The organism is Streptomyces tailanensis (assembly GCF_008386495.1).
GTDB classification, from domain to species: Bacteria; Actinomycetota; Actinomycetes; order Streptomycetales; family Streptomycetaceae; genus Streptomyces; species Streptomyces tailanensis.
Genome location: NZ_VTHJ01000065.1, coordinates 43,082 through 56,234 on the forward strand (window position 1 = coordinate 43,082; position 13,153 = coordinate 56,234).

A 13,153-nucleotide genomic window follows, 5' to 3' on the forward strand; every position below is an offset into this window, starting at 1 on the left:
ACGGGAGACCATCCATGCACAGCACCCTGATCGTTGCCCGGCTCGCGCCCGAGTCCGCCGGGCAGGTCGCCGAACTGTTCAAGGCCTTCGACGACACCGAGATGCCCCACCGCATGGGCACCCGCCGCCGGCAGCTCTTCTCCTACCGTGGCCTCTACTTTCACCTCCAGGACTTCGACACGGACGACGGCGGCTCGCGCATCGAGAACGCCAAGGACGACCCTCGCTTCGTCCGCATCAGCGATGACCTCAAGCCCTTCGTGCAGGCCTACGACCCAACGACCTGGCGCTCCCCGAAGGACGCCATGGCCACCCGCTTCTACACCTGGGAGGCGAAGCAGTGAGTGCCCGGCGCGTGGCCGTCACCGGTGTAGGCGTCGTCGCCCCCGGTGGTGTGGGCGCCAAGCACTTCTGGAGCCTACTGAGCGAGGGACGCACCGCGACCCGCGGCATCACCTTCTTCGACCCTTCGCCCTTCCGGTCCAGGGTGGCCGCCGAGATCGACTTCGTCCCGGAGGAACACGGTCTCTCCCCGCAGGAGATCCGGCGCATGGACCGGGCCGCTCAACTGGCCGTGGTCGCGGCTCGGGAGGCCCTGGCCGACAGTGCCATGACCGACGCGGGCATCGACCCGTATCGCACCGGCGTCGTCGTCGGTACCGCGGTGGGCGCGACGATGACCCTCGACGAGGAGTACCGCGTCGTCAGCGACGGCGGTCGACTGGAACTGGTGGACCACCGCTACGCACCGCCCCATCTGTACGAGGCGTTCGTACCGAGCTCCTTCGCGGCCGAGGTGGCCCGGTCCGCCGGAGCGCACGGCCCCGTCGCCGTGGTGTCCACCGGCTGTACGTCCGGGATCGACTCGGTCGGCCACGCCGTGGAGCTCATCCGCGAGGGCAGCGCCGACGTGATGGTGGCCGGCGCCTCCGACGCGCCGATCTCCCCCATCACCATGGCCTGCTTCGACGCGATCAAAGCGACCACGCCCCGTACCAACGACCCCGGCACCGCGTCGCGGCCCTTCGACGGCACCCGCAACGGCTTCGTCCTGGGCGAAGGCTCCGCGTTCTTCGTTCTGGAGGAGCTGGAGAGCGCACGCCGCCGCGGGACGCACGTCTATGCCGAAATCGCTGGCTACGCCACCCGTTCCAACGCCTACCACATGACCGGACTGCGCCCGGACGGCGCCGAGATGGCGGAGGCCATCCGCAGCTCCCTCAACGAGGCCCGGCTGGCCCCGCAGGACGTCGACTACATCAACGCCCACGGCTCTGGCACCAAGCAGAACGACCGGCACGAGACCGCCGCCTTCAAACGGAGCCTGGGCGCACACGCGTACGCGGTGCCCGTCAGCTCCATCAAGTCCATGGTCGGCCACTCGCTGGGCGCCATCGGCTCCATCGAGATCGCCGCATGCGTCCTGGCAATGGAGCACAACGTCGTCCCGCCCACCGCCAACCTGCACACCCCCGACCCGGAGTGCGACCTGGACTACGTACCGCTGACCGCGCGTGAGCACGTCACTGACACCGTGCTGACCGTCGGAAGCGGCTTCGGCGGTTTCCAGTCCGCGATGGTGCTGGCCCGGCCCGAGAGGAGCCCGGCATGAGCCCCGCCGCGACATCGGTGGCCATCACCGGGCTGGGCGTGGCCGCGCCCAACGGCCTCGGCACGGAGGACTACTGGGCGGCCACCCGCGTCGGCAAGAGCGGAATCGGCCCGGTGTCCCGGTTCCGGACGGACGGGTATCCGGCGACACTGGCGGGCGAGGTGCCCGGATTCGAGGCGGCCGATCACCTGCCCAGCCGACTGCTTCCCCAGACCGACCACATGACACGGCTCGCCCTGGCGGCGGCCGACTGGGCGCTCGCGGACGCCGACGTGGACCCGTCCGCACGGGACGGCTTCGACATGGGCGTGATCACCGCCGCCTCCTCCGGCGGCTTCGAGTTCGGCCAGAACGAACTGCGCAAACTGTGGAGCCAGGGCAGCCAGCACGTGAGCGCCTATCAGTCCTTCGCCTGGTTCTACGCGGTCAACAGCGGCCAGATCTCCATCCGCAACAACATGAAGGGCCCCAGCGGCGTGCTGGTGGCCGACGGGGCCGGCGGGCTGGATGCCCTCGCCCAGGCACGGCGCGCCATCCGCAAGGGAACCGGACTGGTCCTGTCCGGAGCCGTGGACGCCTCGATCTGCCCCTGGGGCTGGGCGGCCATGCTCACCAGCGGCCGGCTCAGCACCCGCGACCGTCCCGAACGGGCCTTTCTGCCCTTCGACCGGGATGCTTCGGGGCACGTGCCCGGTGAGGGCGGCGCCCTCCTCGTCCTGGAGGACACGAAGGCGGCCCGCCGGCGCGGCGCCCATGTCTACGGCACCCTCGACGGCTGTGCGTCCACCTTCGACGCGGCCCCCAGCCGCGACGGGACGGGCGGGCTGGAACGCGCGATACGGATCGCCCTCGCGGACGCCGACGCCACCCCCGCCGTTGTGGACGTTGTCTTCGCGGACGCCGCCGCCGTTCCTGAACTCGACCGGGCCGAGGCCGACGCGCTGCGGGCCGTTTTCGGTGAGCGGGGGGTGCCCGTCACCGCTCCCAAGACCATGACGGGCCGCCTCTACTCGGGCGCGGCACCACTGGACGTCGCCACCACCCTGCTGGCCATGGCGGAGGGGATCATCCCGCCCACCGTGCACAGCCGACCCGATCCCGGCTACGGCCTGGACCTTGTGACCGGCGAGCCACGCACCGCCGAGGTGCGCTGCGCCCTGGTCCTGGCCCGCGGTCACGGCGGGTTCAACTCCGCCGCGGTGCTGCGCGCGGCCGACTGAACGGTCCGGGCCGTGCCCGGCCCCGCCCCACCACGGATCCGCGCACCACGGCGTGGAGCCGCCGGCACCACCTGCCACGAAGGACACGGAAGGACACAAGGAAGACATGTCTGCTTCATTCACCTTGGACGACCTCAAGCGCATCCTCCTTGAGGGGGCGGGCGCCGCAGAGGGTGTGGACTTGGACGGCGACATCCTGGACACCTCCTTCACCGACCTGGGATACGAGTCCCTCGCCCTGCTGGAGACGGGCAGCCGCATCGAGCGTGAGTGGGCCATCACCCTGGACGACTCCGCCCTGACGGACGCCGCCACCCCGCGCGGGCTCATCGGCATCGTCAACCGGCACATCACTGCGGCCGCCGCCTGACCCGTTCCGTCACCCCGGCCGCCCGGCGGACCCTTACCTGCGCCACCGAAGCCACGCCCGTTGAGGCCGATCAGGCACTCAGGGCCCCGACCTACGGAGTCCCCATGTCCTCAGCCCCTCGTCTCGCTCTCGTCACCGGTGCCACCAGCGGCATCGGGCTGGCCGTCGCGCGCTTGCTCGGAGAGCAGGGCCACACGGTCTTCCTCGGTGCCCGCAACGCCGAGAACGTTGTCGCCACCGTCAAGCAGCTCCGCGCCGAGGGCATCGACGCGCACGGCACCGAACTGGACGTGCGCGACGACGCCGGCGTGCACGCCTTCGTAAAGGCCGCCGTGGCCCGCCACGGCAGCGTCGACGTCCTGGTCAACAACGCCGGCCGGAGCGGTGGCGGCGTCACTGCCGACATCGGCGACGAGCTGTGGCACGACGTGATCGACACCAACCTCAACAGTGTCTTCCGGATGACCCGCGAAGTGCTCAACACTGGCCGGATGCGGTTCAAGAGCCGCGGCCGCATCATCAACATCGCGTCCACCGCGGGCAAGCAGGGCGTGGTGCTCGGTGCTCCGTACTCCGCCTCCAAGCACGGCGTCGTCGGCTTCACCAAGGCCCTCGGCAACGAGCTGGCGCCCACAGGCATAACCGTCAACGCGGTCTGCCCCGGCTACGTGGAGACCCCCATGGCGCAGCGCGTGCGCGCCGGTTACGCCGCGGCCTGGAGCACCGACGAGGGGACCGTCCTGGAGAAGTTCCAGACGAAGATCCCGCTCGGCCGCTACTCCACCCCCGCCGAAGTCGCAGGCCTGGTGGGTTACCTGGCCTCCGATTCCGCCGCGTCCATCACCTCCCAGGCCCTGAACGTCTGCGGCGGCCTCGGCAACTTCTGAGCCACGTCGCCCGCCCACCCTCGAACACCGACCGAGGAGACTTGAACATGCCGCAGTCCACCGCACTGCGCGAGGTCGAGCACGAGATCATCGTCTCGGCGCCCGCCGTCGCCGTCTACCGCCTGATCGCCGAGGTGGCCAACTGGCCACGGATCTTCCCTCCTACGCTCTACGTCGACCATGTGGAGCGCGGCGCCGAGTGCGAGCGCATCCGTATCTGGGCGACCGCCAACGGAGAGGCCAAGAACTGGACCTCACGCCGCACCCTGGACGAAGTAGCCCGGCGCATCGACTTCCGCCAGGAGGTCTCCACCCCGCCCGTCGCCGAGATGGGCGGAGCGTGGATCGTCGAGGAACGCGACGCGGCGACCAGCCGCATCCGCCTGCTGCACGACTACCGGGCCGTCGACGACGACCCGGCCTCGCTGGAGTGGATCGAGCAGGCCGTCGACCGCAACTCGCAGTCCGAGCTCGCGGCGCTGAAGGAGAACATCGAACGCGCCCACGCCATGGCCGACCTCACTTTCTCCTTCGAGGACACCGTGCACATCGCCGGATCGGCCAAGGACGCGTACGACTTCATCAACGACGCACACCACTGGTCCGAGCGGCTGCCGCACGTGGCCTCCGTACGGCTGACGGAGGCCACCCCGGGCATGCAGACCCTGGAGATGGACACCCGAGCCAAGGACGGTTCCACCCACACCACCAAGTCTCACCGAGTCTGCTTCCCCCACCGCAAGATCGCCTACAAGCAGGTCACGCTGCCCGCGCTGATGACCCTGCACACCGGCGTGTGGACCTTTGAGGAGACCGAAGGCGGCGTCGCAGCCACCTCGCAGCACACCGTCGTGCTCAACACCGCGAACATCACCGAGGTCCTCGGCTCGGACGCCGACGTGGCCCGCGCCCGCGAATACGTCCGTACCGCGCTCAGCACCAACAGCCGCGCCACGCTCCAGCATGCCAAGGAGTACGCCGAGGCCAAGCGCTGACATGGGCGCCGCACTCGACACGGAGGTGCTCGTCGTCGGCGCCGGCCCGGTCGGGCTGATGCTCGCCGGTGAACTCCGGCTGGGCGGCGCCGAGGTGCTCGTCGTCGAGCAGCGGGACGAGCCCACCACCGAGTCCCGGGCCTCCACGCTGCACGCTCGCACCATGGAGATCCTCGGCTCCCGGGGCCTGCTCGACCGGCTGGGCACGGTGCCGAACGAACCGCGCGGCCACTTCGGTGGCATCCCCCTGGATCTGACGCTTCCGAGCACCCACCCCGGGCAGTGGAAGGTCCCCCAGACGCGTACCGAGGAGCTGCTCGGGGCGCGGGCGGCCGAACTGGGAGCGCGGCTGCTGCGCGGTCACCGGCTGCGGGCCCTGGCCCGGCACCGGGACCACATCGAGGCCGAGGTGGAATCGGCGGGGGGCACCGTCCGGTTGCGCGCCCGCTACCTAGTCGGCTGCGACGGCGAGCGCAGCAGCGTACGGCAACTGGCCGGCATCGGTTTCCCGGGCCAGGCTGCGGAACGCGAACTCCTCCGGGCCGACGTCGCCGGTCTCGACGTGCCCGACCGCCGTTTCCAGCGGCTGGACCGGGGCCTGGCCATCGCGGCCCGGCGCGCCGACGGGGTCACCCGGGTGATGGTCCACGAGTTCGGCACCCCGCCCCGCGAGCGCACGATACCGGCCGGCTTCGACGCACTCGCCGCCGCCTGGCGACGGGTCACCGGCGAGGACATCGCGTCCGGTACCCCGCTGTGGGTCAACTCCTTCGACGACACGACCCGGCAGGCGGCCACCTACCGCGACGGCCGGGTTCTGCTGGCCGGTGACGCGGCGCATCGCCAGATGCCGATCGGCGGTCAGGCCCTGAACCTGGGGCTCCAGGACGCCGTGAACCTCGGCTGGAAGCTGGCCCAGCAGGTGCGCGGCAAGGCGCATCCGGAACTCCTGGACACCTACCACAGTGAACGGCACCCGGTCGGCGCCCGGGTCCTGGCCAACATCCGAGCCCAGGCCACGCTGCTGATGGGCGGTCCGGAAACCGAGTCCGTCCGAGCGGTCATGGCCGAGCTGATCACCTATGAAGAGACCCGTGCCCATCTCGCCGGGATGGTCGGCGGTCTCGATGTCCGCTACGACGCCGGTCTTGGCAACCACCGCCTCCTCGGCGCACGGCTGCCGCTCGCCCCTCTGGCCGGCGCGGACGGTGAGCCCCTCACCTCGGCCGAGGCGCTGCGCACGGGCAAGGGGCTGCTGCTCCGGCTCGACGGCGACGAGACACGGACCGCTGCCCTGCGCCGGGCCGCTGCGAGCCGCGCGGACCGCGTCCTCACGGCACGCGGTGCCGGTGGTGGGCGGTCCGGATCGCCGACCGGCACCGGAGCGGTGCTGGTGCGCCCCGACGGCCACGTTGTCTGGGCAGGCCAGGGCACCGAGGGCCTTGGTGACGCGCTGGAGCGCTGGTTCGGGACGGCCGACGCGCCGGCCGTCCGTACGACATTCCCCGCGGCCTCCGGGTTCGCGGGACAGACGAACGAAAGGAACCCGATGGGCAAGCTCACAGGAAAGACGGCGCTGGTCACCGGATCAAGCCGCGGCATCGGCCGGGCCACGGCCGTCCGCCTGGCCCGCGAGGGCGCGCTGGTCGCCGTGCACTACGCGACGAACAAGAACGCGGCCGACGACACCGTGGCGGCCATCGAGAAGGACGGCGGGAGCGCCTTCGCGGTCCGCGCCGAACTGGGCACGCCGGGCGACGTTCACGAGCTCTTCCTGGGGCTCGAGGCGGGCCTCAAGGAGCGCGTCGGCGTCGCCGACCTGAACATCCTCGTCAACAATGCCGGTGAAATGGGTGGAGTGGCGGTGGAGGACACCACACCCGAACAGTTCGACCGGCTGGTGGCCGTGAACGCGAAGGCTCCCTTCTTCCTCATCCAGCGGGCGCTGCGGAACATGCCCGACGGCGGGCGCATTGTCAGCATCTCGTCCGGGCTGACGCGAGTCGCCAACCCGGACGAGATCGCCTACGCCATGACGAAGGGCGCGGTCGAACAGCTCGCCCTGCACTTCGCCAAGTACCTGGGTCCGCGGGGCATCACCGTCAACAGCGTCGCGCCGGGCATCACCCGCAACAGCAACCCGGTCTTCGGCATCCCCGAGGCCGTCGAACAGATGGCCGGGCTGTCCGTGTTCAACCGGGTGGGCGAGCCGGAGGACGTCGCCGACGTCGTGGCGTTCCTCGCCAGCGACGACGCCCGCTGGGTCACCGGGGCCTTCCTCGACGCCACCGGCGGCACGCTGCTCGGCTGAGCCCCGTCCGAGGGTCCGGCCGTGTGCCGGGCCCCGGACATGCCCCGTCCACCACCCCACATCCGGTCGACCAATCCACGGGGAGAGGACCATGACGTCATCCACGGCCCCGCTGCCCACTGCCGCGGCAGGGCTGCGGCGGTGGGCCCTGCTCGCCGTTCTCGCGGGCAACATGCTGCTCGACGCGTTGGAGGTCTCCGTACTCGTCGTCGCCGCGCCAGCCATCGGCGCGGATCTGGGTCTGCCGCCGCAGGGCGTCCAATGGACGATGAGCGGCTTCGCCCTGGGCTTCGCCGGGCTGCTGCTGTACGGCCCGCAGCTCGCGGAGCGCCGGGGCCGGCGCCGGACCTACCTGGTGGCCCTGGCCCTGTTCGCCGCGGCCTCGCTGGCCGGCGCGGTCGCGACGGATCCGGTCGTGCTCGTGGTCACCCGTTTCGTCAAGGGGTGCTGCGCTGCCCTCACCGCGCCCATGGGGCTCGCCATCATCACCTCCGCTTTCACCGAGGGACCGGTCCGGCGGCGCGCCGTGTCTGTGTACGCCCTCTTCGGGGCGGCCGGCTTCACGGTGGGTCTCCCGCTGTCAGGCCTGCTCACAGAGTGGGACTGGCGGTGGGCCCTGGCCTTCCCGGCGCCTGTCGTCACCGTGCTCTTCGTCGTCGGGACTCGGGTCATCCCCCGGGACACACCGGCTCCCGGCGCGGGCACGGGCCGCCCCGACGCCGCCGGGGCCCTCCTGCTCACCGGCGCCCTCACCGCTCTGGTGGGCGGGTTCACCCTGGTGCCCGCCGACGGCTGGACGGGGCCGCGCGGGAGCGGCCTGCTGCTGCTCTCCGTGACCCTGTTCGCCACCCTCGGCCTTCGTGAACGCGTGGTGTCCCGACCGCTCGTCCCGGCTTCGCTGCTGCGCGCCCCCGGTCTCGCGCGCGCGGCGCTCGTGGCGGCTTGCCTCAACGGGGCCTACCTGAGCACGCTACTGACGGCCACCCTCCACCTTCAGTGGCGGGCGGGGCACGGCCCGTTGTGGACGGCGCTGGCGTTTCTGCCCGCGAGTGCCCCGCTCGCCTGCTCCGCCCTGCACTCCGGCCGGATGATAGGGCGGTTCGGCACCCGGCGTCCGATCGCCGCAGGGATGTCGCTGGCCCTGGCCGGATTCGTCCTGCTGTGGCACCGAGGGCTGACGGCCCCCTACCCGACCGGGCTGCTCCCCGCACTCCTCCTGGTCGGCGCCGGGTTCGTCCTGGCCTTCGCCGCGCTCAACACCCAGGCCACCGTCGGCGTACCGGACAGCGGCAAGGGCCGGGCGAGCGCGGCATATCAGACAGCGGTCCAGGCCGGGGCCGCCCTGTTCCTGGCGCTGACGGCCGCCCTGCTGCCTTCCGCGTCCGGTCCGGCGGCGTCGGCCCACAAACCGGTACTGACCGCCGTGGTCATCGTCGCCGCGCTCGGTTGGCTCTCCGCGCTCGGCGGGCTGCGGCCCGGCGATTCGTCCCGATCACCCTCGTGAAAGGAGGACGTCATGAGCTCCCGTGAACCGCTCGTGGTGGGGACCGGATCCCCACGCCCGGCGGTAGGCGGCCCGGCGCGCGCGTCGCACGCGTCCGTTCCGGGTTTCACCGCCGTACCGGAGAAGGGCGAATCACCTTTGCTCGCAGGGGAGGAGGACCGGGACGACGCGGAGTCCCACATCGTCCGGGGCATCGACTGAGTCTCGGTGGTTCTCCGCCGTCGTCCCGAGCGGGGCGGTCAGCCCCGGCCCGCGCGCTCCACCCGGCGGGCGAAGACGGAGTGCACCTCAGACTCGCGGTAGTAGGTGCGCCCGCCCCGGCGGCAGCGACCCCAGCCGTGCTCGGAGGCGAGCCGGTACACCGTGCCGGTGGACACCTGGAACACCCGGGCAATGTGGTCTACGCCCAGCCAGCGCTCCGGCTGCCGGCCGCCTTCGTCGGCGCGGGCGGCAGCCATCCGGCGCACCAGCAGGGTCCACTGCCGGCTCGGCCAGCAATGGCGCTCCTCCGCCGTACAGGTGACGAGGTCAGGGCTCTCGCCGAGGGTGGCGTGTGCCGTGGCGACCAGCTCTCCGGCGCACCGAGGTTCGGGGCAGGGCCCCAGGTGGAGCCGTCCGGGAGCCGCGTCCGGGCGGGCCACTCGCCGGGCCTCGACGACCGCGGCCGCGAGTTCCTGGCACACGTCGGCTGCGGCCTGGTGAGCGGCGAGCCACTCCACCTGGGACTTGAGGAAGGCGGCGCGGGCCTCCATGTCGCGGGGCGGGGCCGCCGCGTTCCGCTCCAGGGCGACCAGCGAGGCCCAGGAGCCGAGCAGCGCAAGCAGGTCGGCGCGGATCCGGGCTGCAGCCTCGTTGAAGGGTATGCCCGTGGGCGCGCCGCCCCCGCTCGTACGCTCACGGAACGGCAGTTGGGTCGTACAGGACAGCATCTCCCCGCACTCGCGGTAAAGGTGCGCGGCCTCGGTGATGTGCAGGATCAGCCGGTCACGGCAGCTGCCGCACAACCGGAGCCCGGGGGCGGCCGTCCGGGCCGTTCGCCCGGTCGCCTCACGACTCGTCCAGGAGCAACCGACGCAATCCGTACGCGCTTCGGAGGGTGCCTGAGAGTGTGGCGGCATGAGGGTTCCTTCCGAGAGGACTGGGGGGGGGAAGAAAGTGCGCCCGCGCGGTCACGGTTGGCCGAGGCGGAAGCCGACACCCCGCACGGTGCGGATCCAGTCGGCCGAGCCGAGCTTCCGTCTCAGCGTGGCCACATGGGTGTCCAGAGTGCGGCTCTGCGCCGTTTCCGTCTCCTGCCATACGCACTGCATGAGTTGCTGACGGCTCACCACCGCGCCCGGCCGCACCATGAGCACGTGCAGCAGGTCGAACTCCTTGCGGGTGAGGTCGAGCCGCTCGCCGTGGAGTTGCGCCGAGCGGACGACGGGATCGAGAACGAGCGGTTCCAGACGCAACACCCGCTGCTCCTGGCGGGTTGGGGAAGCACGGCGCATCACGGCCTCCATGCGTGCCAGGAGTTCCTGGAAGCCGTACGGCTTGACGATGTAGTCGTCCGCGCCGGCCCGCAGACCCAGCACACGGTCCGTCTCGTCGGCGCGAGAGGTGACGGCCAGCAGCGGGACGTCCGAGGTCGCCGTGAGGGACCGGCACATGTCCAGGCCGTCCACGTCGGGGAGTTCAAGGTCCATCAGGATCACCTCGGCGTCCTGCCGTGCCCGGAGCGCCTCCAGGCCGGTTCTCGCACGGCGTACTCGGTGCCCGTGCTCCTCCAGGTGCCTGCTGAGGCTGCTGGCCGCCCGGTCGTCGGCCTCGATGACTAGCACCTGCCACCGGCTGGTGTCCGGTAAGGGGGTGCCTTCCGCCCCGAACCGTTTGGACGGTTCGGGGCTCGTACGAAACCGACTGGCCTGTTGCGACACGTGCTCCTCCTGCGGAATGGCTGTGGGGGGCGGGAGAACGAGGGCCCATTCGCTCGAGAACGGATGCTCTGTGTGGGACACCGGTACGCTTCGGTTCGCGTAGTGACTCTGGCATACGTACTGGCCGGTCGGTGCGGTTGATGGCACCTTGGTTGACCATGCTCCTCAACTACCTTGCGCCAAAGGATCTCTTGCTCATCCCTGTCGCCGTCCGCCCCGGAGAAAGTCTGCCGCCGACCGTGAAGTTTATGATCACGGGCGAGGAGCGTGCGTCCCCCCGATGCGGCACCGATGCCGACGCGACAGCGACGTGGTGCCCCTGGAGGGCCAAGTGAAAGGAACTGGCATGAACAACGAGCACTTAAGACTGGCCGTAGTGGTCGGCAGCGTCCGTAACGGCCGGATGGGCCTCGACGTGGCCCGTTGGGTGGCCGCCAGGGCGGTCTCGCACGGGAGGTGGGACGTGGACCTCCTGGACCTCGCCGATCACCCACTGCCTCTGGACGTCCCGGGTATGGGCCGGCCCCTGGACGCCGAGGTGCAGCGCATCAAGGACGGGATCACGCCCCGGATGGCCGCAGCCGACGCCTTCGTGGTGGTCACACCCGAGTACAACCACTCCTTCCCGGCGTCGCTCAAGAACGCGATCGACTGGCATCTGCAGGAGTGGGCGGCCAAGCCGGTGGGCCTTGTGTCTTACGGGGGAATGGGTGGGGGCCTGCGGGCCGCGGAACATCTGCGGCAGGTGTTCCCGGAGGTGCACGCGCTGACCATCCGGGAAACGCTCTCCTTCCACAACGCGTGGGGAGCTTTCGACAACGGGGGAGCGCCGCAGGGCGCGGAGGTGGCGGCTAAAACGTTCCTCGACCAACTCGCCTGGTGGGCGGACGTGTTGCGCAACGCCCGGCTCAAGCGCCCCTACCAGTTCTGATCCACACCATGGTGTCGGCCACCACGGTCGGGCCCTGAGAGGGCGCTCCGTCGCCTGGCAGGCCGGCCTCGGTTCACCGCGGCGGGAGATAAGGCCGAGCAGGAGGGGCCGGGCTGCCCGTCCCTCCTCTCACACCGCCGAACCTGTGGGCCACGCACCCGGCGGTTCAACGAGCCGATCTCAACCCGGGTCGGCCAGGTCGGCGGGTCCCCCTGGGGCACCTCACGTCCTCCCCGGCTGCTCGACAACATACGGAGATCCCATGTCACAGTCCGTCCCAGCGCCGATGACACCGAAACGAACGCCGTCGTCCCGCGTCGTGGAGAAGGTCGAGTTGGCGGCGGGGGACGTACGGTTGTCGGGGCTGCTTGCCCTTCCACCCGGGCAGGAGCCGCGCGCCGTGCTCGTCGCCCTCCATGGCGGGGGAATGGGCGCGGGCTACTTCCATGGCCAGGCCGATCCATCCACCTCGTTGCTGTCCCTTGCAGCCGCGGCCGGTTACGCTGCCCTCGCCTTGGACCGCCCCGGCTACGGCGCTTCCGCGGGCCGTCTGCCACACGGCATGCGCTTGGCCGAGCAGGCCGCCCGCGTGCGGGCAGCGCTGCGTACGTACGCCGTCGAGCGTGCGCGAGGAGCCTCGTTCTTTCTGGTGGGCCACTCGCTTGGCGGCAAACTCGCCCTGACCACGGTCGCGACGGCGGAACCGGAGGACAGGCTGTTGGGGGTGGACGTCTCGGGAGTGGGTGAGCGATGGGCCCTGTCGCCCACCCAACTCGCCGCTGTCGGGCAGCGACACGACCACCGCCTGCACTGGGGGCCGCTCGCACTGTATCCACCCAGTACGTTCCAGCTGGCGCAGCACCTTGTCGGCCCCATCCCGCCCCGCGAGGCCGAGGAGATCCCTCACTGGCCTCGGCAGTACGCCGGACTGGCCCACCGCATCCGTGTCCCGGTGCGCTTCACCTTCGCCGAACACGAGCGCTTCTGGGCCTGTGACCCCGCAGCTATACGGGAACTGACCGCCCCCCTGCTCTCCCCGCTGGTGCGCACCGACCGTCTGACGGGCGCCGGACACAACATCAGCCTCGGCTACGCGGCACGCCGCTATCACCTGAGCGTGCTGTCCTTCCTGGAGGAATGCCGCGCCCGCGCCACCCGCTGAACATCGAACGACGACACCGTCCCCGCCGAATGCGTCGAAGTGGCTGCACTTTCCGTTGAGTTGGTCGAGCTGGGCAAGGTCGGCCAGGTAGTAGAGGAGTGCTCGTTCGGCCACGCGCTTGCGGCCGAGATAGGGCCAGACCGCCCTCTCTTCGTCGGCGAGAGGGAGCGCCCGCAGGGCGATTTCAAAGTCGCAGTGGTAGCAGAAAGTTGCAGGTCACGGTGGTGTGACGCCTGCTGGCC

General features: G+C 70.9%; 14 protein-coding genes. 12 read left to right on the forward strand and 2 right to left on the reverse strand.

All coding sequences use genetic code 11. The features are described from left to right. Positions 1-14: 14 nt before the first annotated feature. The 9 genes from F3T56_RS37385 (at position 15) to F3T56_RS37425 (ending at position 9,100) form a co-directional block, all read left to right on the forward strand. Positions 15-344: a TcmI family type II polyketide cyclase gene (locus tag F3T56_RS37385; protein WP_149829893.1), complete on the forward strand. Its 330-nt coding sequence runs from the start codon at positions 15-17 to the stop codon at positions 342-344. Next, on the forward strand, positions 341-1,612 hold the full coding sequence (locus F3T56_RS37390; RefSeq protein ID WP_149829895.1) for a beta-ketoacyl-[acyl-carrier-protein] synthase family protein: 1,272 nt from the start codon (positions 341-343) through the stop codon (positions 1,610-1,612). Before F3T56_RS37385 ends, F3T56_RS37390 begins: the two co-directional genes overlap by 4 nt. After that, entirely contained in the window at positions 1,609-2,832 is a 1,224-nt protein-coding gene (locus tag F3T56_RS37395; protein WP_149829896.1) for a ketosynthase chain-length factor, read from the forward strand. The genes F3T56_RS37390 and F3T56_RS37395 overlap by 4 nt, the downstream gene beginning before the upstream one ends. A gap of 106 nt (positions 2,833-2,938) precedes the next feature. After that, positions 2,939-3,202, forward strand: coding sequence for an acyl carrier protein (locus tag F3T56_RS37400; protein WP_149829898.1), 264 nt, complete (start codon positions 2,939-2,941; stop codon positions 3,200-3,202). A 104-nt stretch (positions 3,203-3,306) separates the two neighbouring features. Further along, entirely contained in the window at positions 3,307-4,089 is a 783-nt protein-coding gene (locus F3T56_RS37405; RefSeq protein ID WP_149829900.1) for an SDR family NAD(P)-dependent oxidoreductase, read from the forward strand. Between the two features lie 47 nt (positions 4,090-4,136). Beyond that, positions 4,137-5,084 (forward strand): aromatase/cyclase, encoded by a 948-nt coding sequence (locus tag F3T56_RS37410; RefSeq protein WP_149829901.1) that lies wholly within the window; start codon positions 4,137-4,139, stop codon positions 5,082-5,084. A gap of 1 nt (position 5,085) precedes the next feature. Next, the gene (locus tag F3T56_RS48640) at positions 5,086-7,395 is read left to right on the forward strand and encodes an SDR family oxidoreductase (protein ID WP_149829903.1); all 2,310 of its coding nucleotides are present in this window, start codon (positions 5,086-5,088) and stop codon (positions 7,393-7,395) included. 91 nt (positions 7,396-7,486) lie between these two features. Beyond that, a complete protein-coding gene (locus tag F3T56_RS37420) occupies positions 7,487-8,899 on the forward strand; it encodes an MFS transporter (protein ID WP_149829905.1) in 1,413 nt (470 codons plus the stop codon). Between the two features lie 12 nt (positions 8,900-8,911). Next, a complete protein-coding gene (locus F3T56_RS37425) occupies positions 8,912-9,100 on the forward strand; it encodes a hypothetical protein (protein ID WP_149829907.1) in 189 nt (62 codons plus the stop codon). 38 nt (positions 9,101-9,138) lie between these two features. Here F3T56_RS37425 and F3T56_RS37430 read toward each other — a convergent pair whose 3' ends face one another. Together F3T56_RS37430 and F3T56_RS37435 are read right to left on the reverse strand one after the other, a co-directional pair. Beyond that, positions 9,139-10,017 carry a helix-turn-helix domain-containing protein gene (locus F3T56_RS37430; RefSeq protein ID WP_149829908.1) on the reverse strand — a complete coding sequence of 293 codons (879 nt, stop codon included), beginning with the start codon at positions 10,015-10,017 and terminating at the stop codon, positions 9,139-9,141. A 51-nt stretch (positions 10,018-10,068) separates the two neighbouring features. After that, positions 10,069-10,818, reverse strand: a complete 750-nt coding sequence (locus F3T56_RS37435; protein WP_149829910.1) for a response regulator transcription factor — start codon at positions 10,816-10,818, stop codon at positions 10,069-10,071. A gap of 346 nt (positions 10,819-11,164) precedes the next feature. Between F3T56_RS37435 and F3T56_RS37440 the strand changes: the two genes are divergently transcribed. The 3 genes from F3T56_RS37440 to F3T56_RS47185 all read left to right on the forward strand — a co-directional run. Beyond that, entirely contained in the window at positions 11,165-11,749 is a 585-nt protein-coding gene (locus F3T56_RS37440; RefSeq protein ID WP_149829911.1) for an NADPH-dependent FMN reductase, read from the forward strand. A gap of 286 nt (positions 11,750-12,035) precedes the next feature. After that, positions 12,036-12,911 carry an alpha/beta hydrolase gene (locus tag F3T56_RS37445; RefSeq protein ID WP_246204269.1) on the forward strand — a complete coding sequence of 292 codons (876 nt, stop codon included), beginning with the start codon at positions 12,036-12,038 and terminating at the stop codon, positions 12,909-12,911. A 39-nt stretch (positions 12,912-12,950) separates the two neighbouring features. Then, positions 12,951-13,153: hypothetical protein (locus F3T56_RS47185; RefSeq protein ID WP_216373054.1), on the forward strand; the 203-nt coding region annotated here is incomplete at its 3' end.

Bases quoted from the DNA above. Each gene is read 5' to 3' on its own strand.
- F3T56_RS48640 (WP_149829903.1), top strand. From the start codon at position 5,086: ATGGGCGCCGCACTCGACACGGAGGTGCTCGTCGTCGGCGCCGGCCCG.
- F3T56_RS37395 (WP_149829896.1), top strand. From the start codon at position 1,609: ATGAGCCCCGCCGCGACATCGGTGGCCATCACCGGGCTGGGCGTGGCC.
- F3T56_RS37410 (WP_149829901.1), top strand. From the start codon at position 4,137: ATGCCGCAGTCCACCGCACTGCGCGAGGTCGAGCACGAGATCATCGTC.
- F3T56_RS37425 (WP_149829907.1), top strand. From the start codon at position 8,912: ATGAGCTCCCGTGAACCGCTCGTGGTGGGGACCGGATCCCCACGCCCG.
- F3T56_RS37430 (WP_149829908.1), bottom strand. From the start codon at position 10,017: ATGCCGCCACACTCTCAGGCACCCTCCGAAGCGCGTACGGATTGCGTC.
- F3T56_RS37405 (WP_149829900.1), top strand. From the start codon at position 3,307: ATGTCCTCAGCCCCTCGTCTCGCTCTCGTCACCGGTGCCACCAGCGGC.
- F3T56_RS37440 (WP_149829911.1), top strand. From the start codon at position 11,165: ATGAACAACGAGCACTTAAGACTGGCCGTAGTGGTCGGCAGCGTCCGT.
- F3T56_RS37420 (WP_149829905.1), top strand. From the start codon at position 7,487: ATGACGTCATCCACGGCCCCGCTGCCCACTGCCGCGGCAGGGCTGCGG.
- F3T56_RS37400 (WP_149829898.1), top strand. From the start codon at position 2,939: ATGTCTGCTTCATTCACCTTGGACGACCTCAAGCGCATCCTCCTTGAG.
- F3T56_RS37385 (WP_149829893.1), top strand. From the start codon at position 15: ATGCACAGCACCCTGATCGTTGCCCGGCTCGCGCCCGAGTCCGCCGGG.
- F3T56_RS37445 (WP_246204269.1), top strand. From the start codon at position 12,036: ATGACACCGAAACGAACGCCGTCGTCCCGCGTCGTGGAGAAGGTCGAG.